Annotated in this window: 24 protein-coding genes; 10 read left to right on the top strand and 14 right to left on the bottom strand. The window is 64.7% G+C overall.

Annotation, left to right across the window (positions count from 1 at the left end; genetic code table 11):
• Positions 1–18: 18 nt before the first annotated feature.
• Positions 19–786: a tetratricopeptide repeat protein gene (locus tag YUU_RS0126670; protein ID WP_027525132.1), complete on the bottom strand. Its 768-nt coding sequence runs from the start codon at positions 784–786 to the stop codon at positions 19–21.
• Between the two features lie 190 nt (positions 787–976).
• Complete coding sequence (locus tag YUU_RS0126665; protein WP_027525131.1) at positions 977–1,222, bottom strand: PilZ domain-containing protein; 246 nt, start codon at positions 1,220–1,222, stop codon at positions 977–979.
• 231 nt (positions 1,223–1,453) lie between these two features.
• Here YUU_RS0126665 and YUU_RS0126660 point away from each other — a divergent pair, with 231 nt between their 5' ends.
• The 3 genes from YUU_RS0126660 to YUU_RS0126650 all read left to right on the top strand — a co-directional run bounded on the left by YUU_RS0126660 (position 1,454) and on the right by YUU_RS0126650 (position 5,946).
• Positions 1,454–2,992, top strand: coding sequence for a YifB family Mg chelatase-like AAA ATPase (locus YUU_RS0126660; protein ID WP_027525130.1), 1,539 nt, complete (start codon positions 1,454–1,456; stop codon positions 2,990–2,992).
• Positions 2,993–3,115: 123 nt separating this feature from the next.
• The gene (locus YUU_RS0126655) at positions 3,116–3,583 is read left to right on the top strand and encodes a hypothetical protein (protein WP_027525129.1); all 468 of its coding nucleotides are present in this window, start codon (positions 3,116–3,118) and stop codon (positions 3,581–3,583) included.
• A 128-nt stretch (positions 3,584–3,711) separates the two neighbouring features.
• The gene (locus YUU_RS0126650) at positions 3,712–5,946 is read left to right on the top strand and encodes an ATP-binding protein (protein ID WP_027525128.1); all 2,235 of its coding nucleotides are present in this window, start codon (positions 3,712–3,714) and stop codon (positions 5,944–5,946) included.
• 167 nt (positions 5,947–6,113) lie between these two features.
• Here the strand turns inward: YUU_RS0126650 and YUU_RS0126645 are convergent, their stop codons facing one another.
• Entirely contained in the window at positions 6,114–7,277 is a 1,164-nt protein-coding gene (locus YUU_RS0126645) for a branched-chain amino acid ABC transporter substrate-binding protein (RefSeq protein ID WP_027525127.1), read from the bottom strand.
• A gap of 190 nt (positions 7,278–7,467) precedes the next feature.
• Between YUU_RS0126645 and YUU_RS55245 the strand changes: the two genes are divergently transcribed.
• Positions 7,468–8,124, top strand: a complete 657-nt coding sequence (locus YUU_RS55245; RefSeq protein ID WP_051389907.1) for a CGNR zinc finger domain-containing protein — start codon at positions 7,468–7,470, stop codon at positions 8,122–8,124.
• 120 nt (positions 8,125–8,244) lie between these two features.
• Here YUU_RS55245 and coaA read toward each other — a convergent pair whose 3' ends face one another.
• The 7 genes from coaA to hisB all read right to left on the bottom strand — a co-directional run bounded on the left by coaA (position 8,245) and on the right by hisB (position 13,074).
• Complete coding sequence (gene coaA, locus YUU_RS0126635) at positions 8,245–9,201, bottom strand: type I pantothenate kinase (RefSeq protein WP_027525126.1); 957 nt, start codon at positions 9,199–9,201, stop codon at positions 8,245–8,247.
• 107 nt (positions 9,202–9,308) lie between these two features.
• Positions 9,309–9,632, bottom strand: coding sequence for a phosphoribosyl-ATP diphosphatase (locus tag YUU_RS0126630; RefSeq protein WP_027525125.1), 324 nt, complete (start codon positions 9,630–9,632; stop codon positions 9,309–9,311).
• Between the two features lie 79 nt (positions 9,633–9,711).
• On the bottom strand, positions 9,712–10,488 hold the full coding sequence (gene hisF / locus YUU_RS0126625; protein ID WP_027525124.1) for an imidazole glycerol phosphate synthase subunit HisF: 777 nt from the start codon (positions 10,486–10,488) through the stop codon (positions 9,712–9,714).
• A 10-nt stretch (positions 10,489–10,498) separates the two neighbouring features.
• A complete protein-coding gene (hisA, locus tag YUU_RS0126620) occupies positions 10,499–11,248 on the bottom strand; it encodes a 1-(5-phosphoribosyl)-5-[(5-phosphoribosylamino)methylideneamino]imidazole-4-carboxamide isomerase (RefSeq protein ID WP_035663422.1) in 750 nt (249 codons plus the stop codon).
• Positions 11,236–11,886 (bottom strand): imidazole glycerol phosphate synthase subunit HisH, encoded by a 651-nt coding sequence (gene hisH, locus YUU_RS0126615; protein ID WP_027525122.1) that lies wholly within the window; start codon positions 11,884–11,886, stop codon positions 11,236–11,238. The genes hisA and hisH overlap by 13 nt, the downstream gene beginning before the upstream one ends.
• Positions 11,883–12,413, bottom strand: coding sequence for a DUF2628 domain-containing protein (locus tag YUU_RS0126610; RefSeq protein WP_027525121.1), 531 nt, complete (start codon positions 12,411–12,413; stop codon positions 11,883–11,885). Before YUU_RS0126610 ends, hisH begins: the two co-directional genes overlap by 4 nt.
• Positions 12,414–12,480: 67 nt before the next feature.
• Positions 12,481–13,074 carry an imidazoleglycerol-phosphate dehydratase HisB gene (gene hisB / locus YUU_RS0126605; RefSeq protein ID WP_027525120.1) on the bottom strand — a complete coding sequence of 198 codons (594 nt, stop codon included), beginning with the start codon at positions 13,072–13,074 and terminating at the stop codon, positions 12,481–12,483.
• Between the two features lie 278 nt (positions 13,075–13,352).
• On the opposite strand from hisB, the gene hslV reads away from it, so the two are divergent.
• The 5 genes from hslV (at position 13,353) to YUU_RS0126580 (ending at position 17,736) form a co-directional block, all read left to right on the top strand.
• Positions 13,353–13,910: an ATP-dependent protease subunit HslV gene (gene hslV / locus YUU_RS0126600; RefSeq protein ID WP_027525119.1), complete on the top strand. Its 558-nt coding sequence runs from the start codon at positions 13,353–13,355 to the stop codon at positions 13,908–13,910.
• 3 nt (positions 13,911–13,913) lie between these two features.
• Positions 13,914–14,399, top strand: a complete 486-nt coding sequence (locus tag YUU_RS0126595; protein ID WP_027525118.1) for a GNAT family N-acetyltransferase — start codon at positions 13,914–13,916, stop codon at positions 14,397–14,399.
• Entirely contained in the window at positions 14,396–15,028 is a 633-nt protein-coding gene (locus YUU_RS0126590) for a DUF2585 domain-containing protein (RefSeq protein WP_027525117.1), read from the top strand. The genes YUU_RS0126595 and YUU_RS0126590 overlap by 4 nt, the downstream gene beginning before the upstream one ends.
• Before the next feature lie 53 nt (positions 15,029–15,081).
• Positions 15,082–16,386 (top strand): ATP-dependent protease ATPase subunit HslU, encoded by a 1,305-nt coding sequence (gene hslU, locus YUU_RS0126585; RefSeq protein WP_027525116.1) that lies wholly within the window; start codon positions 15,082–15,084, stop codon positions 16,384–16,386.
• A gap of 225 nt (positions 16,387–16,611) precedes the next feature.
• Positions 16,612–17,736 (top strand): hypothetical protein, encoded by a 1,125-nt coding sequence (locus YUU_RS0126580; RefSeq protein ID WP_027525115.1) that lies wholly within the window; start codon positions 16,612–16,614, stop codon positions 17,734–17,736.
• Between the two features lie 230 nt (positions 17,737–17,966).
• Here YUU_RS0126580 and YUU_RS0126575 read toward each other — a convergent pair whose 3' ends face one another.
• The 3 genes from YUU_RS0126575 to YUU_RS0126565 are packed head-to-tail and all read right to left on the bottom strand — an operon-like array spanning position 17,967 to position 20,777.
• Positions 17,967–18,557: a Smr/MutS family protein gene (locus tag YUU_RS0126575; RefSeq protein ID WP_027525114.1), complete on the bottom strand. Its 591-nt coding sequence runs from the start codon at positions 18,555–18,557 to the stop codon at positions 17,967–17,969.
• Complete coding sequence (locus YUU_RS0126570) at positions 18,554–20,095, bottom strand: murein transglycosylase A (RefSeq protein ID WP_027525113.1); 1,542 nt, start codon at positions 20,093–20,095, stop codon at positions 18,554–18,556. Before YUU_RS0126570 ends, YUU_RS0126575 begins: the two co-directional genes overlap by 4 nt.
• Complete coding sequence (locus YUU_RS0126565; RefSeq protein ID WP_027525112.1) at positions 20,073–20,777, bottom strand: Tim44/TimA family putative adaptor protein; 705 nt, start codon at positions 20,775–20,777, stop codon at positions 20,073–20,075. Before YUU_RS0126565 ends, YUU_RS0126570 begins: the two co-directional genes overlap by 23 nt.
• Positions 20,778–21,175: 398 nt before the next feature.
• Between YUU_RS0126565 and secB the strand changes: the two genes are divergently transcribed.
• A complete protein-coding gene (gene secB / locus YUU_RS0126560; protein ID WP_027525111.1) occupies positions 21,176–21,658 on the top strand; it encodes a protein-export chaperone SecB in 483 nt (160 codons plus the stop codon).
• A gap of 263 nt (positions 21,659–21,921) precedes the next feature.
• Here secB and dnaQ read toward each other — a convergent pair whose 3' ends face one another.
• Positions 21,922–22,644, bottom strand: coding sequence for a DNA polymerase III subunit epsilon (dnaQ, locus tag YUU_RS0126555; RefSeq protein ID WP_256375306.1), 723 nt, complete (start codon positions 22,642–22,644; stop codon positions 21,922–21,924).
• Between the last annotated feature and the right edge of the window lie 8 nt (positions 22,645–22,652).

Raw genomic sequence — 22,652 nt, 5'->3', positions numbered from 1 at the left:
GCCTGTCGCGGGCGGCAGCTACTTCTCCGCCCTCTGCTGCTTCTTGGTGAGGAGCTGCCTTAGCGCCGTGACCTTGGCCTGGGCCTCGTCCGGCGGCAGATCAGCCTTCACGATGCCCTCGGCCTCGGCCTGGCGGCCCTCCAGTGCGACCACGAGCGCGAGATTGGCCCGCACGCGCGCATCCTGCGGCGCTCGCTCATAGGCGCGGCGCAGCGTTTCCTCCGCCTTGGGCAGATTGTTCTGGAGCACGTAGGACAGGCCGAGATTGGACAGCACCGACGGCTCGTCCGGCACGATCTTCAGGGCGCTGCCGTAATATTGCTGCGCCTCCTCGTTGCGGCCGAGTTGATCGAGCACCGTGCCCTGCGCCGACAGGATGTGCCAGTCGGGATCCTCCGGCGTATGCGCGCGGCTCAGGACATCGAAGGCCTGCTGGAAATTGCCGTTGTCGGCGAGAGCGCGGCCATAAGCCGCAAGCAGCGGCCTGTTGTTGGAGTGGGTGAGCACGGCCTGCTCGAGCACGGCGACGGCCTGCGAGCGCTGGCCGTTCTCGCGCAGCGCCTTGCCGTATTGCAACGCGATCTCGGGATCGCCTGGCGTGGCCCGGTAGCGCTCGCGCAAGGCGTCCATATCAGGCTTGGCCTCACGGGTCGTTTCCGACCTGATGCCGAGCGCGCCGGTGACGTCCTCGAGCCCGGTGGTCTGACAACCGCAAAGCCCGAGCGCGAGAAGCGCGGAGAGCAGCAATCGCGCCGGAGAAGAGACAAGGGACGAACGCAGGGACATGCTCTGATCTACCGTCGGCGACTGATCAGAGATGCTTTCCCGATTAACGCTAAATTCCGGTTAAGGAGCGTCGCCTCGTGCGGTCTTATTGTTTGAGCACGATCTCCGCGCAAACGCGTTCCGCGTTTGTCGCGAGGGAAAACCGCTTCACACTTTGCGCTAACGCGGCCCTTCGGGTCCGGATCAGGCTCTAGTCGATGAATTCGGCGCCGAATTCGCAGCCGATGCGCCAGCGGAGCTGGCACTGGCGAGAATAGTCCGGCGCGAAGATGATGGTGAACTGCGGCGGCACTTCCAGGAACTCCGCCACCACTTTCACACCGCCATCGGAAATATCCGTGATCGTGCAGTCCCTCGGCAGCGACCCCGCGCCAAAATGTATCTTGGCAAGCCGACTGCACACCCGACGTTCGCTTCTCCGGCGATTTGCAAGCATCTCGATTATTCACTTGTTAGATCACGGCCCATCCCGCGCCTCTACAGGTAGCGAACATTCGTTGGGATGTGCTGAGCGGATCGGCTCGCATTCGAGGCTTACTGTCCCCGTCCCGTTTACGCCTCGTTAGGACGTGCCTGGAGGGCGGGATAGATGTTCCCGTCTTGTTCTTGCCAGACAAACGGCCGCCTGCTACCCTCGATTGTGCAAGAGGGGCAGGCTGGTTCGAGCATGGTTCAGCGGGTTTCTACCGTCGCCTTTGAGGGGATCGAGGCCCGTGCGGTCGACGTGCAGGTGCAGGTCGCCCCTGGCCTGCCGGCCTTTGCCATTGTCGGTCTTCCGGACAAGGCGGTTTCGGAGGCGCGCGAACGGGTGCGCTCGGCGCTGATCGCCTCGGGGCTGGCGCTGCCGGCGCGGCGGATCATCGTCAATCTGGCGCCGGCCGACCTGCCGAAGGAAGGCAGCCATTACGACCTGCCGATTGCGCTCGGGCTGATGGCGGCGATCGGCGCCATCCCGCCGGATGCGCTCACCGGCTTCACGGTGCTCGGCGAGCTCGGCCTCGACGGCTCGATCGCGCCGGTCGCCGGCGTGCTGCCGGCCGCGATCGGCGCCAATGCCCGCGAGGAAGGGCTGATCTGCCCGGCAGCCTGCGGCTCGGAAGCGGCCTGGGCGAGCCCGGACATTCAGATCATCGCCGCCAGCTCGCTGATCCAGATCGCCAACCACTTCAAGGGCACGCAGGTGCTGTCGCGGCCTTCGCCGAAGGTGCATGAAGCGGCCGCCTCCCCGCTCGATCTGCGCGACATCAAGGGCCAGGAAAGCGCCAAGCGCGCGCTGGAGATCGCGGCGGCCGGCGGACATCATCTGCTGATGATCGGCGCACCGGGCGCCGGCAAGTCGATGCTGGCCGCGCGCCTGCCCTCGATCCTGCCGCCGCTGTCGCCGGGCGAACTTCTGGAAGTCTCGATGATCGCCTCGGTCGCCGGCGAAATCCAAGGCGGCGCGCTGACCTCGCGGCGGCCGTTCCGCTCGCCGCATCATTCCGCCAGCATGGCCGCGCTGACCGGCGGCGGCATGCGGGCAAAACCCGGCGAGATCTCGCTCGCGCATCAGGGCGTGCTGTTTCTCGACGAGCTTCCGGAGTTCGATCCGCGCGTGCTGGATTCGCTGCGCCAGCCGCTGGAGAACGGCGAGGTCTCGGTGTCGCGCGCCAATCACCGCGTCACCTACCCTGCCCGCTTCATGCTGGTCGCGGCGATGAATCCGTGCCGCTGCGGCAACGCGTTCGAGCCCGGCTACGCCTGCAAGCGCGGTCGCATCGATCGCTGCACGGCGGACTACCAGGCGCGCATCTCCGGTCCCCTGATGGACCGCATCGATCTGCGCATCGAGGTGCCGGCGGTGACGGCGGCCGACCTGATCCTGCCGCCGCCGGCGGAAGGCTCCGCCGAAGTCGCCGCGCGCGTCGCCGCTGCGCGTGGCATTCAGCTCGCGCGTTATCAGGCCGCGGGATTGCCGAATGTGCGTACCAATGCCGAGGCGCCGGCCGCTGTGCTGGAAGAAATCGCAAAGCCCGACGCGCAGGGCCAGAAGCTCTTGCGCGATGCCGCCGAGACCATGCGGCTGTCGGCGCGCGGCTATCACCGCGTGCTGCGGGTGGCGCGCACGCTGGCCGACCTCGACAACACTGAGACGATCGGCCGGCTGCATCTCGCCGAGGCCCTCTCCTACCGCGCACTCGCGGAGGATGTGCGCCAGCTGGCGTGACGACCATCCGTATCAACCCGGCGGTAACGAGTTTCCTTTACGCTCTGCAAACCATAAGGCCCACGCGTTCATCACGGCCGTTTCTCTGGGCCTTTGGGGGAGTCCTTGGGCGAGTAGAGTGTCATGTTGCGTTTCAAGATCCTGGCTTCGGTTGTTCCCCTGATGGCGGCGGCGGTGTTCGTGCGTGGCGGCCCCGGATCGGCGTCGCATCCCTGCATCGCCGTCGGCGAGACTCCGGTCGAGCTCGCATCGGTTCCCTGGGCTGCCGGCCTGCACGTTGCCTTCACCGACGACCCCACCCGCGCCACCGTCCGCGTACTGATCACCGAGACCGCTGAGGTTGCGGATTTCGTCCTCGTCGACGACGGGCCCACCTCGGAAACGGACGCGTGCCAGGCCAGCGCAACAACGCGCCTCGTCGCGATCTCCGCGCACCCCAGCAGCGATGCCCCGGTCATCTATCTCTCCAGCGAAGGCCCGGCGGACTACCGCATCTATGTGCGGTCGAAGACGTTCTCGGCCCGCGATGCCGCAGCCCTGATCGTCGGTGCTGCCGGCGCGCACCGCCATCTGCAGGCTGCCTCGCTCTGAGGCGTTAACGTCTCATCAACTTTGTTTCAAGCCGACCGCAAAACCTCAAACTGTTCGCAAGGTCGGACGACACATCGTCACCGAGGGCGGGCAAAAGAAATCTTAGGCGGAGTTGAGGATCTTTGGCGATGGGTCGGTCGTTCCGGATCAAAGTGCGCATGCGCCGCTTCAGGCGCCGCCATCCCAGGGTCGCCTTCGCGATCCGCTCCTTCATGATCTTTTCGGCGACGTTCGGCGGCGCCTACGGCTTCATCGCCGGCAGCCGGGCCGAAAAGTCCGGCTACGATCCCAACGCCTTTGCGATCGGCGCGAGCTTCCTGTTCGCCCTCGCCTGCCTTGGGCTCGCCACGCTCAGCATGCGGCTGCGCTTCGTCAACAAGCGGCTGCGCTCGCTCGCGACGCATAACGAGGCGCTGGTCGATCGCAACTGGGAGCTGAAGGAAGCTGAGGAGCGCGCGCGCAGCCTCTTCGAATCGCAGAGCGATCTGATCGTGCTGCGCGACACCCAGGGACGCATCACCTTTGCCAATGACGCCTATTGCGAGCTTGCCGGGCAGGCGCGCAGCGCCTTGATCGGCACGCGCTTTGATTTCGACGTGCTGGAGCAGGGCGACAGCGCGCTCGAAAGCAACGGCACGCGCGTCCACGACCAGAGAATCGCAACGCCAATCGGCGCCCGCTGGATCGCCTGGCGCGAGGGCTTCGTGCGGCTGGATGCCGGTCAGCCGGCCGAGCTCCAGAGCGTCGGCCGCGACGTCACCGACCGCACCGAGACCGAACGCGCGCTCTCCGAGGCCCGCGACCAGGCTGACGCAGCCAATCGCGCCAAGTCGCGCTTCCTCGCCATGGCGAGCCACGAGATCCGCACGCCGCTCAACGGCATCATCGGCATGAGCAGCCTGCTGCTCGACACCACGCTGACGCCGGAGCAGACGACCTACGCGCGGGCCGTGAAAACCTCGGGCGAAGCGCTGACCGCGCTGATCGAGGAGCTGCTCGACTATTCAAAGATCGAGGCCGGCAAGCTCGACCTCGAGCAGCGTCCCTTCGCGCTGTCGACCCTGGTCGAGGAGATTACCGAGCTGCTCGCGCCGCGCGCGCAGGCAAAAAACCTCGAGATCGCGGCCTATGTCGACGAGCGCCTGCCGCTCGACGTCGTCGGCGATGCCGCGCGGCTGCGCCAGGTGCTGCTCAATCTCGCCGGCAATGCCATCAAGTTCACCGCGCATGGCGGCGTCGCGCTGATCGTCGAGCCCGGCCTGTGGCCGAACGAGATCAGCTTCCTGGTGCGCGACACCGGCATCGGCATTGCGCCCGAAGCGCAGTCGCGCATCTTCCGCGAATTCGAGCAGGCCGACGAGCGCGTGGCGCGCACCTATGGCGGCACCGGGCTTGGCCTTGCGATCAGCGAGCGCATCGTCAAGCGCATGGGCGGCCGGATCACGCTGGAGAGCGAGCCGGGCAGGGGCTCGACTTTCGAAGTCTCGATTTCGCTCGCGCCGGCCCAAGCCAGCACGGGACAAACCACGTTTCCGAGTCCCGACCTCACAGGTAATTCGATCCTGCTGATCGCAGCCCAGGGCATCGAGGCTTCGCTGATCGCGCGGCGGCTGGAGCGCTGGGGCGGCCAGACCTGCACGGTCTCGGACGTCGACGTCGCGCTGGCGCTACTGCCAGAGCGCTCCTGGCATGCAGTGCTGATCGATCGCGCGCTCGGTCCGGAGGTGGCGGCGCGGCTTGGCGATGCGGCCCGTAGTCATGCCGTGCAACGGCTGGTGCTGCTGACGCCCGCCACGCGGCACGAACCGTTATCACCGGCCTTCACGGGTTATCTGGTGAAGCCACTGCGCGCCGCCTCGCTCGCCGCGCGCCTGTCGCTGGCGCCGGAAGTCGCCTCGCCCGAGCTCGCGCCGGAGCCGCCGGCGGAGGCGTCCGTCACGCCGTCTGCTGTGACAAAGGGTCTGTCAATCCTGGTCGCTGAGGACAACGAGATCAACGCGCTGTTGATGCGATCGCTGCTGACGCGGCTTGGGCATCGCGTCGTGATCGCAACCCATGGCGAAGCGGCGCTGGAATCCTGGCTCGCGGCGAAATCCGCGGGCACGCCGTATCATCTCGTGCTGATGGACATCCAGATGCCGCAGCTCGACGGCATCGAAGCGGCGATGCGCATCCGCACGCATGAAGCAGGCGAGGGCGGTCGCCGCACGCCCATCCTGGCGCTGACCGCGAACACGCTGGTGGAAGATCGCTACGCCTGTTTCGAAGCCGGCATGGACGGCTTCTTGATCAAGCCGCTCGACCGCGAGAAGCTGGAGGAGGCGCTCGCCGGCCTGGCAGCGTCACGGCATCTGGCGGTGTGACCGTATTTCTCCGTCGTCATTGCGAGGAGCGAAGCGACGAAGCAATCCAGAATCGTTCCGCGGAGGGATTCTGGATTGCTTCGCTTTGCTCGCAATGACGATGTGGGAGCAGTATACCCTACCGCAGCTGTCACCGGCGCGCGCTTTGCGCAAGACCCGGCAAAGCCTCACTCGCCGATCTGGTCGACCTGCTTGAAATGGTCGCCCTCGACCACGTTGACGAAAATGACGGCCGATTTGTTGTCGCCCTTCTCGGTCCATTGCACCGGCTTGGCATAGGCGATGCCCTGGAAGGTCAATTTTCGCAGCGCCGCCACGACGTCGGCACGCGTTGGCAGGCCTTCCTTCGCCTTGGCGGCTTCCGTGATCGCGGCCATCAACACCCGCGCTGAATCATAGGAGCTCGCGGCATAGTTGTTGATGGGGCCGTACTTCGCCGTGTAGCTGGCGCCGAAGTCGGACGAGCCGGGCACGGTGCCGATCGCGGGCGCCGCGGAGAGAATGCGAACGCCTTCGGCCGTCGTCGCCGCGCCTTCGGCGGCCTGGATGAAGGCCTTGGTGTCCCAGCATCCGTCGCCGCAGGTGAACAGCTGGGTCAGGCCCTGCGCACGCATCTCCTTGAGGATCAGCGCGCCTTCGCGAATGCCGGCAAAGAACAGGACGTCGAAATCCCCAGGCCACGATTTGACGAAATCGGCAAAATCCTTTTCGCCGACCTTGACCGATTTGCGCGCGACCACGGTGCCGCCGGCGCCAAAGCCCACAACGAACTGGTCGGCGAGGCCAACGCCGTAGGACGTCCCGTCGTCGACCACGAGCGCGCGCTTCTTGCCCAGCTTCTCCATCAGGTAGCGTGCCAGCCCCGGCCCCTTGCGGTCGTCGCGGTTGGTCAGGCGGAAGACGGTGGCAAAGCCGCTCTCCGTCACTTTCGGGTTCGACGCCATCGGCGTGATCACCGCAAGCGAGCAGTCCGCATAGATCTGGCCGGTGGCAATGGCGACGCCGCTGTTGACGTGGCCGACCACGCCCAAAATGGCCGGATCATCGCAAAACGCCTTGGCGACGGCCCTTCCGGTCTCGGGGTCGGCCTTGTCGTCGATCGCCGTCGCAACAACCTTGGCGCCGGCGACGCCGCCCGCCGCGTTGCGCTCGTCGACCGCGAGGTCCACCGCCTGTTTCATCTCGACACCAAAACCGGCCGAGGTCGTGGTCAACGGACCGCCGATGCCGATCTTGACGTCCTTGCCGGCCAGTTGCGCCGCGGACGAGCCCGCAACCGCAAGAGCCAGAACGGACACGAGCAGGGGGAGAGCGCCGCGACGACAGGTCATGGTAACCTCCAAAGATCGTTTTAGAGGTATCAGGCTGTCACGCACCCCGTCGCCAGTCAACAATCGATAGATGGTTACAGCTTTTCCCTTGCGCCGGCCTGCGAAAACGCCTGAGATGAACCGGTTTCATCACGGGGCAGGGCGGCCGGCACGCCACGGCGAGCTTCCTTGTGCAGTTTGATGGTTACACATGAGCACCATCCCGCGGACCAAGACCGTGCTTCCACCCTCGCGCGCCAGCAGCCTCGATCTCGTCGGCGGCGAACTGGCGTGGGATTTCACCAACACGTCGTCGGCGCGCGGCTCTGCCGCGCACCAGGAGCACCTGCGGGATTTCGACACGCTGATGCAGTGGATCGAACACGCCCGCGTCATGGCGCCGTCCGATTGCGCCTACATCCGTGCCCAGCTGTCAGGCCATCCGCGCCGCGCGCGCCAAGCCTTTGCGCGCGCAATCGAGCTGCGCGAGCTGATCTGGACGATCGGCACCGCGCTCGCCGAGCAGCGGCCGGTCCCGGCAAGGCCCCTCGATCTCTTGTCAGCCGCCCACGCGGAACACCTGCGCCACGCCGAGATGAGGATGCGCATGGGCAGCTACATCTGGGTGTTTGATCCGCGCCGCGACATCGAAGCTGCGATCCTCGGCCCCATCACGCTGTCCGCGTTGACGCTTCTGATGGAGAAGGACCTCTTGCGCACCAGGCGCTGCGCAGGCCAGGAATGCGGCTGGCTGTTCTTCGACACCACCAAGAACAACCGCCGCCGCTGGTGCGAAATGCGCGTCTGCGGCAACCGCGCCAAGGTGCGCGCCGCCCGCGACAGACAGAAACAGGCGCGAAAGGGCTGATCGCGGTTGACGGGTAACGTAGCAACGTAGGGTGGGTTAGCGAACCGTAACCCACCTCTTTATCTTCCCGCCGAGATAGAACGTGGTGGGTTACGCCTTCGGCTAACCACACCACGAAGCCTACAGCCTCCTGAGCGCCACTGACTCCACCACGTGGTCGGCGCCCTTCTTCAGGATCAGCGTCGCGCGGGGGCGGGTGGGCAGAATGTTGTCCTCGAGATTGGCGAGGTTGGTGCGCTCCCAGATCGCGGTCGCGGTGGCGGTGGCTTCCTCGTCCGACAGCAGCGCATAACGGTGGAAATAGGATCTGGGATCGGTGAACGCAGTGTCCCTGAGCGCCAGGAAGCGCTTCACATACCACTGCCGCAACGCCGCTTCGTCAGCGTCGATATAAACCGAGAAGTCGAAGAAGTCGGAGACGACCGGCACCGCCTTGCCGTCACGCGGCAGCTTGCCGGTCTGCAGCACGTTGACGCCCTCGACGATCAGGATGTCCGGCTGGTCGATCTCGACCCACTGGTTCGGCACGATGTCGTAGGTCAGATGCGAATAGACCGGCGCGCGCACGGGGTGGCGGCCGGCCTTGATGTCGGAGAGGAAGCTGAGCAGCAGCGGCAGATCGTAGCTTTCCGGAAAGCCTTTTTTCTGCACCAGTCCCTGCCGCTCCAGCACCGCAAGGGGATAGAGAAAACCGTCCGTCGTGATCAGGTCGACCTTCGGCCGCGGCGACCAGCGCGCGAGCAGCGCCTGGAGCACGCGGGCGGTGGTGGACTTTCCGACCGCCACCGAGCCTGCGACGCCGATGATGTAGGGCATCTTGCGATCGCGGATGTTGAGGAACTGACGCTGTGCGTAATACAGGCGCTGCATGGCATCGACATAGATCGACAGCAGACGCGAGAGCGGCAGGTAGATGTCCTCGACCTCCTGCAAGTCGAGGCGGTCGTGCAGCGAGCGGAGGCGGTCGAACTCGCCCGGCTCAAGCGTCATCGGCGTGTCGTTTCGCAGCTCTGCCCACTGCTCGCGCGTGTAGACGCGGTAGGGATTATAGATCTGCTCGGGTGCGCGGATATCCATGACGCCGCCTTTCCGTTGCGACTTTAGCTCTTTCCCTTGAGCATGATCTTTTCCGAAAACCGCTTCGCACTTTGCGCTAACACGGTCCTCCGGGTCCGGATCATGCTCTAGTCGCTCTTGCGCGACGCCTTCTCTTCCAACCCTGACATCGAGGTGCGTTTGTCCAGCGCCGCCTCGACCTCTTCCAGCTTTACGCCACGGGCCTTGAGCAGCACAAGGAAGTGGTAGAGCAGGTCGGCGCTTTCAGCGATCAGATGCGCGCGATCGTTTTCGACTGCTGCGATTACGGTTTCGACTGCCTCCTCGCCGAACTTTTTCGCGCAATGTTCCGCGCCCTTGTCCAGGAGCTTGCGGGTATAGGACACCTCGCCACCAGCCGCGGCGCGGGCATCGATGGTTGCGGCCAGGTCGTGGATCGTGAAACGCGACATACAAAATACTCAGAGGCACACGCCAGCCTCACAGGCCGGTCCAGACCTGCACATGTAGCATTTCCGCGAAGCGGAGTCGTCAGGCATCCAGCCGCATCGGCAGGCCGCGGCGGGCCATGTGGTCCTTGGCCTCGCGGATGGTAAATTCCCCGAAGTGGAAGATCGACGCCGCCAGCACCGCGGTGGCGTGGCCGTCGCGGATGCCGTCGACGAGGTGATCGAGATTGCCGACGCCGCCCGAGGCGATCACGGGAACGGGAACGCTGTCGGCGATCGCCCGGGTCAGCGGGATGTCAAAGCCCTGCCTGGTGCCGTCGCGGTCCATCGAGGTGAGCAAGATTTCACCAGCCCCCAGCGACACCACCTCCTGGGCATATTCGATCGCATCGATGCCTGTCGAGTTGCGCCCGCCATGCGTAAAGATCTCCCAGCGGTCGGAGCCGCCGGGGCGCTTGACGCGTTTGGCGTCGATCGCGACCACCACGCACTGCTCGCCGAACTTTTCCGCGGCTTCCTTGACGAACTCGCGCCGCGACACCGCAGCGCTGTTGATCGAGACCTTGTCTGCGCCCGAGCGCAGCAGCGTCTTGATATCATCAACCTTGCGCACCCCGCCGCCGACCGTGACCGGCATGAAGCAGGCTTCCGCGGTGCGCCGGACCACGTCCAGCATGATGCCGCGGTTCTCATGGGTCGCGGTGATATCGAGAAAGCAGAGCTCGTCGGCGCCGGCGGCGTCATAGGCGATCGCCGCCTCGACGGGATCGCCGGCATCGCGCAAGTCGACGAAGTTGACGCCCTTGACGACCCGGCCGTCCTTGACGTCGAGGCAGGGGATCACGCGCACCTTGAACATGTCTCGTCTCCTAAGCGGCAGCGCGCGCGTTGCGGATCAGGGTGAGGGCGTCAGCGGGGTCGAGCCTGCCGTCATAGAGCGCACGGCCGGCGATCGCGCCTGCGAGCTTTTTCGCCCGCGGCGCCAGCATCGCCTTGACGTCCTCGATCGAGGCAAGGCCGCCGGAGGCGATCACGGGGATGGAGATGGCGTCGGCAAGGGCGATGGTCGCGTCGAGGTTCAAGCCCTTGAGCAGGCCGTCGCGGGCGATATCCGTGAAGATGATGGCGGCGACGCCGGCATCCTCGAAACGCTGCGCGATTTCCAGCACCGTCACCTGCGAGGTCTCGGCCCAGCCTTCGACGGCGACCTTGCCGTCGCGGGCATCGAGTCCCACGGCGACGCGGCCCGGAAATTTCTTCGCCGCGCTCTTCACCAGCTCCGGATCGCGCACGGCAGCCGTGCCGATGATGACGCGGGTGATGCCCTTGGCGAGCCAGGCCTCGACGGTCGCAAGATCGCGAATGCCGCCGCCGAGCTGAACCGGGATCGGAATCGTCTTCAGCATGGCCTCCACCGCCGCGGCGTTCACCGGCTTGCCGGCAAAGGCGCCGTCGAGATCGACGACGTGGAGATATTCAAATCCCTGCGCGACGAAGCTTTGCGCCTGCGCCGCTGGATCGAGGTTGAACACGGTGGCGCGCGCCATGTCGCCTTGCTCCAGGCGCACGCACTGGCCGTTCTTCAGATCGATGGCGGGGAAGAGGATCACGGCTTCCATCTCAGAAAGTTCGAGATCAGGGCCAACCCAAAGCGCTGGCTCTTCTCGGGGTGAAACTGCGTGCCGATCGCGGTGTCCTTGGCAACGATCGCCGTGACCGGTCCGCCATAATCGGCGCGCGCGAGCACGTCCGCTTCATTGGCGGCATTGAGGTGGTAGGAGTGCACGAAATAGGCGTGCTGGCCCTTTGGCCCCAGCGGCAGCTTTTCCAGCACCGGGTGCTCGCGCAGGACGTCGAGCGTGTTCCAGCCCATGTGCGGGATCTTCAGGTTTTCGTCGCGCGGCGTGATCTTCTCGACGTCGCCGGCGATCCAGTTCAGGCCTTCGGTGATGACATGCTCCTTGCCGCGGCTCGCGAACAGCTGCATGCCGACACAGATGCCGAACATCGGCCGCGCCTTCACGCGCACCGCTTCGGTGATCGCCTCGACCATGCCGTTGACGGCATCAAGGCCGCGCCGGCAATCGGCGAAGGCGCCGACACCGGGCAGCACGAGGCGATCGGCGCTGTAGGCCTGATCCGGATCGCTCGTCACGAAGACCTTCTGCCCGTCCTCCATGCTGCGCGCGGCGCGCTCGAAGGCTTTTGCGGCGGAATGCAGATTGCCGGAACCGTAATCGATGATGGCGACGCTCATCGCGACCCTCCCGGTTCTGGAAACAATCCAATGATGCCGCCGGACGGAAGCGGCGGCGGGTTTGAGAACGACTGACCCGGGACGGAGCGGGTCGGCGGCGGACCGCCGCGATCGACGGCCCATTGATCATTGACGATGCCGCGCTGCTTCTGACTCCAGCGCTCGAAGAAACGGCGCTCGGCGGTCTCCCGATCGTCGCCGATGACGACGTCGAGCTGACGCCAATTGCCGCGCGACAGCGTCCAGCGGCGCAGGCTCGACGCCTCGAAGCCCATCAGGAGGGCCAGGACGATATCGGCAAGGAAGATCGAGGAGCGGCCGACGCCAAGGCTCGAAAGCCCGGCCTGGAACGCGGCAAAGAAGATCACCCAGCCGAGCAGCGCCAGCCACAGCCGGTGCCACAACAGCCAGAACGGGCCGTAGATCATCGCCCAGAAATGAAAGCCATCGCGCACGAAGACGAAGTTGTCCGTCGCGCGCAGGTCCGCGCCGCTGGGGCCGGGAGCATGAACTGTGTAGGCAGGCATGTTGGATTGCCCGTTCTCAGAGATGTTCGATACCGCCAGCGGCGCTCATCGCCGCGAGACGGAGATGTCAGCCACCGAGCGAGCCCTTGGTGGAGGGCACCTCGCCCGCCGCCTTTGGGTCGATCGCCACGGCGGTGCGCAGCGCCCGCGCCAGACCCTTGAAGCAGGATTCGGCGATATGGTGGCTGTTCTCGCCATATAGGGTCTCGACGTGGAGAGTCACGCCCGCGTTCATGGCGAAGGCGTTGAACCACTCGCGCACGAGCTCGGTGTCGAACTCGCCGATCTTGTCGCGGGGGAAGTCGGCCTTGAACACCAGGACCGGACGGCCCGAGATGTCGATGACGACGCGCGACAGCGTCTCGTCCATGGGCATGTGGACGCTGGCATAGCGGGTGATGCCCGCCATGTTACCGAGCGCCTGCTTCACGGCCTGGCCGAGCGCGATGCCGGTGTCTTCGGTCGTATGGTGATAATCAATGTGCAGGTCGCCCACCGCCTTGACCGTGAGGTCGATGCGGGAATGGCGGGCGAGGAGATCGAGCATATGGTCGAAAAAGCCGATGCCGGTCGCGATATTGGACACGCCGGATCCATCGAGGTTCACGGATACCTCGATGTCGGTTTCCTTGGTCTTGCGCTTGATCGTCGCGGTGCGCATTGAAAGCTGGCTTCCACTCTAGTTGAGCATGATCTCCGCGCAAACGCTCCGCGTTTGTCGCGAGGGAAAACCGGCGTCCACTTTTCCGGATCATGCTCGCTTGGGCCGAAAACGGCGGTCTTTTAACAGCCAAATGACGCCTTCGCTACTGCGGGATGCTCCTGGCGGGGCTCTACTTCGGCCTATGGTGAGCGAATTTAGGACCGGAGTGGCCCGTTGTGCGCCGGTTGTGCCCTCGGACCGGACCGCCTAAATCAGGCCGGACAACGAGGTACTTCATGCAGGATTCCCAGAACAGCTCGGTCTGGCACGGCACGACGATCGTAACCGTCCGCAAGGGCGGCAGGGTGGTGGTCGGCGGCGACGGCCAGGTCTCGATCGGCCAGACGGTGATCAAGTCCAACGCCAAAAAGGTCCGCAAGCTCGGCAAGGGCGACGTGATCGGCGGTTTTGCGGGTGCGACCGCCGACGCCTTCACCCTGTTCGAGCGGCTGGAGAGCAAGCTCGAGCAATATCCGGGGCAGCTGACCCGGGCCGCGGTCGAGCTCGCCAAGGACTGGCGCACCGACAGGTATCTGCGGCGGCTCGAGGCCATGATGATCGTGGCCGACAAGGACGTCTCCCTGGTCCTGACCGGGACCGGCGATGTGCTGGAGCCCGAGGCCGGCGTGATGGCGATCGGCTCGGGCGGCAACTACGCGCTGGCGGCGGCCCGCGCCCTGCTCGACACCGACAAGGACGCCGAGACCATCGTCCGCCGCTCGCTCGACATCGCCGCCGACATCTGCGTCTACACCAACCGCAACGTGACGATCGAAAGCCTGTCGAGCGGCTAGCCAGTGGCGCCGGCCTACGCCTTCCGCCCCATGACAGCGGCCGATCTGCCGCTGATCCTGCGGTGGCTGAAAGAGGCCCATGTGCGGGAATGGTGGGGCGATCCGGACGAGCAATTTGCGCTCGTGAGCGGTGACCTCATCGAGCCTGCGATGGACCAGTTCATCGTGTTGGCTGGCGGCCGGCCGTTCGGCTATCTTCAGTGCTACAGCCTGACCGCATGGAATACGGGCTTTGGGCCGCAGCCGGAGGGTACGCGTGGGATCGATCAGTTCATCGGTGAAGCCGACATGATCGGGCGCGGGCACGGCTCATCGTTCATCCGGCAGTTCGTCGATGAGAAGCTGCGGCAAGGGCTGCCGCGCATAGTGACCGACCCCGATCCGCTGAACTATCGCGCCGTACGCACCTATGAAAAAGCGGGTTTCGAGAGAGTTGGCATGGTGGAGACACCCGACGGGCCATCGTTGCTGATGATGCGCAATCCATGACTCCAGCGCCAACCCATACCATCAAGACGGCGGTTCCACCGATCTACTGGATCGGCCTCGCGCTCTCGCTGCTGGCGCTGCAGGCCTCGATCCTGTTTGCCATGGGCCGGGTGCCGATCTGCACCTGCGGCTATGTCAAGCTCTGGCACGGCGTGGTGAACAGCTCGGAGAATTCCCAGCACATCGCCGACTGGTACAGCTTCTCCCACATCCTCCATGGCTTCCTGTTCTACGGATTGACCTGGCTGCTGTTCGCGCGCCTGCCGTTCTTCCAGCTCAATTTTTTAAGCTTGTCTTGGCCGGCGCGGCTGATCATCGCCATGCTGATCGAAGGCAGCTGGGAGATCGTCGAGAACTCGCCCTTCATCATCGAGCGCTATCGCGCCGGCACGATCTCGCTGGACTATTACGGCGACAGCATCGTCAACTCGGTCTCAGACACGCTGTTCATGGTGCTCGGCTTCCTCGCGGCGCGTGTTCTGCCGGTCAAGGCCACGGTGCTGATCGGGCTCGTTTTCGAGATCATGATGGCGCTCCACATTCGCGACAATCTGACGCTTAATATTCTGATGCTGGTCCATCCGATCGAGGCCGTGAAACAATGGCAATCCGGTCCGCCGATCATCTGACCCCACCAAATTGCGGCTTGTCCCGGCCGGTTTCTGACCCTAGCTAAGGTCCCATGACAGACTTCTCCCCCCGCGAAATCGTTTCCGAACTCGACCGTTTCATCGTTGGCCAGTCCGACGCCAAGCGCGCCGTCTCGATCGCGCTCCGGAACCGCTGGCGGCGCCAGCAGCTTCAGGGCTCCTTGCGCGAAGAGGTGCTGCCGAAGAACATCCTGATGATCGGCCCGACCGGCGTCGGCAAGACCGAGATCGCGCGGCGGCTGGCCAAGCTCGCCAACGCACCGTTCCTCAAGGTTGAGGCCACGAAATTCACCGAGGTCGGCTATGTCGGCCGCGACGTCGAGCAGATCGTGCGCGATCTCGTCGAGGTCGCCATCACCCAGGTGCGCGAGAAGAAGCGCAAGGACGTGCAGGCGCGCGCCCAGCTCGCCGCCGAAGAGCGCGTGCTGGATGCCCTGGTCGGTGCCAATGCGAGCTCGGCGACGCGGGAATCCTTTCGCAAGAAGCTGCGCGCCGGCGAGCTCAACGACAAGGAAATCGAGATCGAGACGCAGTCCGCCGCCGGCGGCCTTCCGATGTTCGAGATCCCGGGCATGCCGGGCTCGCAGATGGGCGCGATCTCGATCGGCGACATCTTTGGCAAGCTCGGGGGTCGCACCAAGACGCGGCGGCTGACGGTCGAGGGCTCGCACGAGATCCTCGTCAACGAGGAATCCGACAAGCTGCTGGACAACGACCAGCTCACGCTGGAGGCGATCAGCGCAGTCGAGAACAACGGCATCGTGTTCCTGGACGAGATCGACAAGATCTGCGCGCGCGATGGCCGCGTCGGCGGCGACGTCTCGCGCGAGGGCGTGCAGCGCGATCTGCTGCCGCTGATCGAGGGCACCACCGTCTCGACCAAGCACGGCACGGTGAAGACCGACCACATCCTTTTCATCGCGTCCGGCGCCTTCCACGTCGCAAAGCCCTCGGATCTGCTGCCTGAGTTGCAGGGCCGCCTGCCGATCCGCGTCGAATTGCAGGCCCTGACCCGCGACGACATGCGGCGCATCCTCACCGAGCCGGAGGCCTCGCTGATCAAGCAATATGTCGCGCTGCTGCACACCGAAGGCGTGACGCTCGACATCACCGACGGCGCCATCGACGCGCTCGCCGACATCGCGGTCGCCGTCAATTCGACGGTCGAGAATATCGGCGCGCGGCGGCTTCAGACCGTGATGGAACGGGTGCTGGACGAGATCTCCTTCACCGCCCCCGACCGCAACGGCGAGACCATCCAGATCGATGCCGACTACGTGCAGAAGCACATCGGCGACCTCGCCAAGAACGCCGATCTCAGCCGGTTTATTTTGTAATTTCCGGCCAGTCCGCTATCTATCGGGCCGTCGTCCTGGCGAAAGCCAGGACCCATTACCCCGAGCGCTTATTGTTGATACAGATGGCGGCCCCAATCTCGGCTCAAACGACCTCCTGTGGTTATGGGTCCCGGATCTGCGCTCGCTCTGGACAACGCTGCGCGTTGCCAGGAGCTCGCTTGTCCGGGACGACGGCGGAGGTAATGTCCGCAGCGCAGGTGCGCTGTGCGCGCTAGCCTTTGGCAAAATCCCTGGCGCCTGTTGCTCGCGATCAACGTCTTCGTGATCGCCGGCGTGTTCATCCATAAAATCCTGCTGCCGCCTTACGTCCCCTATATCCACCTGCTCGTCGACTATCATTTCGGCTTCATCAAGCGCGCGCTGATCGGCGCCATCATTGCGCTGTTCACGGCGAAGGTGCCGGTGTGGCTGGTGTTTGCGCTTGGCGGGGTGACATGGCTCGTCACACTCGCTTTGTTGGTTCAGCTGTTCCGCAAGGTGTTCGGTCTCAACGAGAAGACCCTGCCGTTGTTCGTGTTCATCGCGGGCTCGCCGTTCTTCCTGAAGAATTTCATGCACACGCTCGGCCATTTCGACATCTATGGCTGTGCGCTCGCGATCGTGCTGCTGCTGATCCCGGCGCGCTCGATCCTCTATGTCGCGCTGGCTGCCCTGTTCGCGATCGTGCTGATCCTGATCCACCACATTCATCTCTTGATGTACGTGCCGACGATCATCATGATCGTCGTCGTCAGGCACTATCTCGGGCACGGCATCAATCGCGCGAACGTCGCGTTCGGCCTCGCGGCGCTGCTCTGCGTCGGTGCGCTGTTCTTGGCCGCGCAATTCCTCGGAACGATGCCGATACCGGAGGCGGATTTCGTCGCGTACCTCAAGGGCCGGATGGCCGATCCGTCGCGTACCGATCTCCTGCAATTCAGCTACATCTGGTACCAGCCGCTTTCGAAGGAGCTTGCGGACACCTGGGGCCGCATGCCCCACAACATTCTCGGCGTGCCCGTGTTTGCGCTGCTGATCTGGCTGCACACGCCGCTCTGGCGCTATCTTGCGAACCTGATCCGCGCGCTCGCCGATGAGACGCACCGGCGTCTTGTCATCGCAGGCATCGCTGGCGTCAGCCTCGCCTATGTCGTGATGTTCGCGATGGTGTTCGACTATTCGCGCTGGATCTCGAACTGGGCGGTCTGCATGTTCCTGATCCTGCACGCGGTGAAGATGCTACCGTCCAAGCGGGAAGTGCCGCCGATCCCGACCGAGGATCGCAAGACGAACATCTTCGGGCTAATCATCACCCTGATCCCGCGCGTCGGAATCGTGCGGCCGTTCTGAAGATTCACTGCCAGCAGCCGCTGTGGAGGTGCGCTCCCTCTCCCGCTAGCGGGAGAGGCGTAGGCGGCCTACGGCCGCCGTTCTTAGAAAAAGAACGCCGATGCGAAGCATCGGCTATGGGAGAGGGTGTTTCCGCAATGGGGCACTCCCGATGCGGAGAGAGCCCTCACCCGCGCCTTCGGCGCGCCAAGCGGGAGAGGTTAGGGGAGCCCGCGGCCAAATCGAGTTCTCTAACATCTCGCCCGGCGAATTCGCACGTAAAGCGCGCCCTCGCCGCCATGGCCGATATGGGCTTCCTCGAATCCAACGACAAAGGCACGGAATTCCGGCAGGCTCAGCCATTCCGGCACCTGGCGGCGGAGCACGCCGCTTTCGCCGCCGGTCCTTCCCTTGCCGGTGACGACGAGCACGAAGGTCAGGCCGTCGTGATGGGCGCGCTGGATGAAGCCTGAGAGCGCGCGATGGGCGCGCATCTGGGTCATGCCGTGCAGATCAAGCCGCGCGTCGATCTCGCTGCGGCCGCGCGACAGTTTTGCGCGCTCGCGCTTGCCGAGCGGCGCCAAAGGCGGGACGGCGGGCTTCATCACGCGGGGAGCCGGCGCGGGGACAATCGGCCTTGCGGGCACTGGATGCTTTGCGGCAGGCGCAGCCGGCAAAACTTCGGCGCGCGCCGCCGCCTCCGCCTTCGTCACCCGAAGTTTTCGAAGCGGCTTGACCTGCTTCGCAACCGTGTCCCACAGCGCGCGCTCGTCTTCGCTGAGCGCGCGACGGCGGGGCGAGGGCGGCGGGTCCAGGACAGGCGGACGGGACGATCGCTTCATTGCGGGCTGGTACGACGGCGCACGTGCTTGCGCTGCTCGCGAACGGGCTTGATGGCGGGACGCGGCTCCGGCAGCGGCACGGGGCTCGCCACCGCGACGGTGGCATCCCTGGCTTGTGACACGGTGGCTGACGCCGCGCCAGCTTTCCCAGATTCAACGGGTTTCGCCTGATCTGGTTGTGGAAACAGCTTTGCGATCTTCGCCGACGGCCGCGGATCGGGTAGGGGCAGCCTCGAACCGCGCGCGACGGGATCGAGGCTTTTGGGCACCAGCATCACGAAATGCATGTTGTGGCGCAGCCGGCCCGAGACGCGGCCGGCTTCCTGGCCGGCGCCGAAATAGAGGTCGGCGCGCGCGGGGCCGATGATCGCCGACCCGGTGTCCTGCGCGATCATCAGGCGATGGAACGGCGTCTTCGATTTCTCGGAGTCGATCGGCAGCTCACCCTCGATGAAGAACGGCGTGCCATAGACATGCAGCGATTTGTCGACCGCAATCGATCGGCCCGCCGTCAGCGGAATGCCCTGCGCCCCGACCGCCTCGTCCTTGTCGGACAGATTGACCTGGCGGAAGAAGATGTAGGAGCGGTTCTGGCGGCGGAGCTCCTTGGCGCCATCGGGGTTTTGCGCCATCCACTCTCTGATCTTCTGCATCGACATCTCCTCTTTCGGGATGATGCCGCGCTCGATCAGGATGCGTCCGACCGCCGTATAGGGATAGCCGTTATAGGCGTCGTAGTTGATCCGGATCGTCGAGCCGTCGTCGAATTTGATCCGCGCCGAACCCTGGATCTGCGCGAACAGGAGGTCGGTCGGATCCTTGAGCCAGCAGAGCTCGAGGCCGCGGCCGGCGATCGCGCCATCCTCGATCTCGCCGCGATCGTAATAGGGCACGAGCTTGCGGCGGCCGATCTTGCGGTACACCGGGCCCTTGTTGGGCAGGCTCAGCGCATCCTGCTTGAAGCCGCGCACGAACAGGTTCGAGGGGCGGCGATAGACCGGGACGTTGTAGACGTCGGTCTGGACGTGCGAGCCGTCGAGCACCGGCTCGTAATAGCCGGTCACGAAGCCGTCGGCCTCGCCGAGCCGCGAGATCCGTAGCGGCGAAAAATGCTCTTCGAAAAACGCCTTGGCTTTGCTCTCGTCGGAAAGGTCGAGCGACTTGGCGATTTTGCACGGCTGGCCAAGCGAGCCGCCGATCGCCTTCGGCTCGACGACCGCCGGCTGCTGCGCGGCGATCGATTTGCAGCTCGCGCGAAACGCCTTGTAGGCCGCGAGATGATCGTCATCGCTCCAGCCGGCCACCTCGGACCAGGCAAGCGGCAGATATTGCGCGCCGGGAATCTCGAACGGCAACGCGAGCTGAGGGTAGGGCAACGCCCGCGGTGGTGGGGCGGCGATCTCGGGAGCACTGCGGCTGTAGTGATGGCGGCGCGCCGCTTCAGCGCCGAGCGAAAACGACGACAGCGCGACGGCACCTGCGCACAGCGCCGTCGCGCAATTTGTCAGGGCTGCCTTAATGCGCGCTTCCGGTGCCAACCAGCTTCCAGTTCGGATCGCGAGAGGTGGTGTCGCGGGCGAAGGTCCAGATGTCGGTGATGTCGGCGACCTTGTCGGCATTCCCGTCGACGATGTTGCCGGCCCTGTCGCGCGTGACCGAAATCATCTGCGAGACGAAGCGAACGGTGAGCTGCGCGGTGCGGTCGCGCATCTCGGCGCCGACCAGCTCGGCCTTGTCGATCGAGACGAAGCGCGTCTCGGTCTTCTGCTCGTTCTTCTCGCGGTCCTTGATCGCGGCGTCGAAGCTCTCGAACACTTCGGAGGACAAGAGGTCGCGCAGCGACCGGCGATCGCCATTGGCAAAGGCGAGCACGATCATCTCATAGGCGCTGCGGGCGCCGGACAGGAAGTGGCGCGGATCGAAGGACGAGTCCTTCTCGACGATCGCGTCCAGCCCCTGGCCCAGCGCAGTGCCGGGTTCAGTCAGTCCTTTCCAGCGGTCGGCAGGCTGCGTGACGTCGGCGGTCGGCGCCAGCGGAGCCTGATCGATCACCTTGCCCGGCATGGTCACGACGTTCTTGTCCTGGGCACCCTGGAGCGCATTGCGGGCGGTGCGGTCGAACGGAGGCCGCTCATTGCCGGTCCGCTGCCCGAGCACGCTGCGCAGGCGCAGGAAAATGAAGACCGCCAACGCTAGGAAGATGATGGTGTAGATATCCACGTCGTGTTCGCTCTCTGGTCTCTGCTCAGGGTCTTCGCCGGGAAAATCAGTCCGGCCAGTCAACCGTTCCACACAGGAACGGCAAGTCACATCACCTTTTTAGGTCCGCTTCAGATCCAAGCGATGTAGGCACGAAATCTTGCCCGGCCAATGGCGCCTTTTGGCACAGCGCGAATTGTAGCGCGTTTTATCCTTAAGGGGAAATCGGATCCTGACTGGAAATCGCGCATCTTCAATCGTTTAAGAAGTACTCCGTTGGGCCAGAATGGGTAAAAGGCCACCCTTTTCGACACTGCCAGGCGGCCGAATCCGGGGCCCTTCGTCCTTGTGGAACGAGGCAGGCCTATGTTAGCCAACCGGCCGCGATATCAGGCCCATTCGGGTAAGGAGACATTTTCATGACCAACGGAAACGGCACCCCCGAGGCAGGCCAGGCTCCGCAGCTCAACGTGCTGGCGCAATACACCAAGGATCTGTCGTTCGAGAATCCGAACGCCCCGACCTCGTTGCAGCCGCAGAGCCAGCAGCCCCAGATCAACATCCAGATCAACGTCAATGCCAACAACCTCTCGGAACACGAGTACGAGGTCGTGTTGTCGGTCGAAGGCAAGGCCGAGACCGCGGGCAAGGTGATGTTCTCCTTCGAGCTCGCCTATGCCGGCGTGTTCCGCATCGTCAATGTGCCGCAGGAAAACCTGCATCCGCTGGTCATGATCGAATGCCCGCGGCTGTTGTTCCCGTTCGCCCGCGAGATCATCGCCACCGCCGTGCGCGACGGCGGGTTCCCGCCGCTGATGCTGGATCCGGTCGACTTCGTCGGTCTCTACCGGCAGAACATGGAGCGACAAATGGCCGCCCAGGGTCAGGTCAAGCCGAGCTGAGTCAGGTCTAATTAATAATGATGGCTCTTGGTTGGAACGACTAGCCACGGGCTCGATGCAACCTCTCCCGCTTGCGGGGGAGGCACAGGCCGCCTTCGGCGGCCGTCCTCTTAAAAAACGCCGAGGCAAAGCCTCGGCTATGGCGAAGCGCCGGGTGGGGGCTTTCTCCACATCGGGAGTGTCGATTGCGGAAACACCCTCTCCCGCAAGCGGGAGAGCGCACTTCCGCCGCGGCCACCAGACCTCATCTCATCAGGGTCTAGTTAGGTCGGACTTGCTGCCGGCTGGGCGAGATACTCGTTCCAGATCGCCTTTTCACCCATCGTCGCAATGAAGGCCCGATGGGCCTCGCGCTCCGCCTCGCTGACGCGTGGGGCCAGCGGTGCCGGCCGCTGCCGCCGCGGTGCATCGCCACTCGCCCCGACGCGGATTTCCTCGGCGTCAGATGCCAGGATGAGCTGCGACTGCCGGGCGCCGATCAAATCGACATAGACTTCCGCGAGCAGCTCGGAGTCGAGCAACGCACCGTGCTTGGTGCGGTGGGAATTGTCGATCGCATAGCGCGAGCAGAGATCATCGAGCCGGTTCGACACGCCGGGATGCTTGCGCCGCGCCAACAGGAGCGTGTCGACCAGCCGCTCGCGCGGGATCGCGGCGCGCTTGATGCGGTCGAGCTCGGCATTGATGAAGCTGATGTCGAACGAGGCGTTGTGGATCACCAGCGGCGCATCGCCGATGAATTCCAGGAACTCGTCAACGACCTCGTGAAACAGCGGCTTGGTCGCGAGAAACTCGCTCGACAGGCCGTGCACCGCAAAGGCTTCCGCCGGCATGTCCCTTTCAGGATTGATGTAGCGGTGAAAGGTCTGCCCCGTGGGCATGCGATTGAAGATCTCAACGCAGCCGATTTCGACCAGGCGGTCGCCGCGCAGGGGATCAAGGCCGGTGGTTTCAGTGTCGAGAACGATTTCGCGCATATTCTTCAGGAGCCGGT

This window comes from Bradyrhizobium sp. Ec3.3 (genome assembly GCF_000472925.1).
Taxonomy (GTDB): domain Bacteria; phylum Pseudomonadota; class Alphaproteobacteria; order Rhizobiales; family Xanthobacteraceae; genus Bradyrhizobium.
This window is presented reverse-complemented; position numbering and strand designations above follow the sequence as displayed.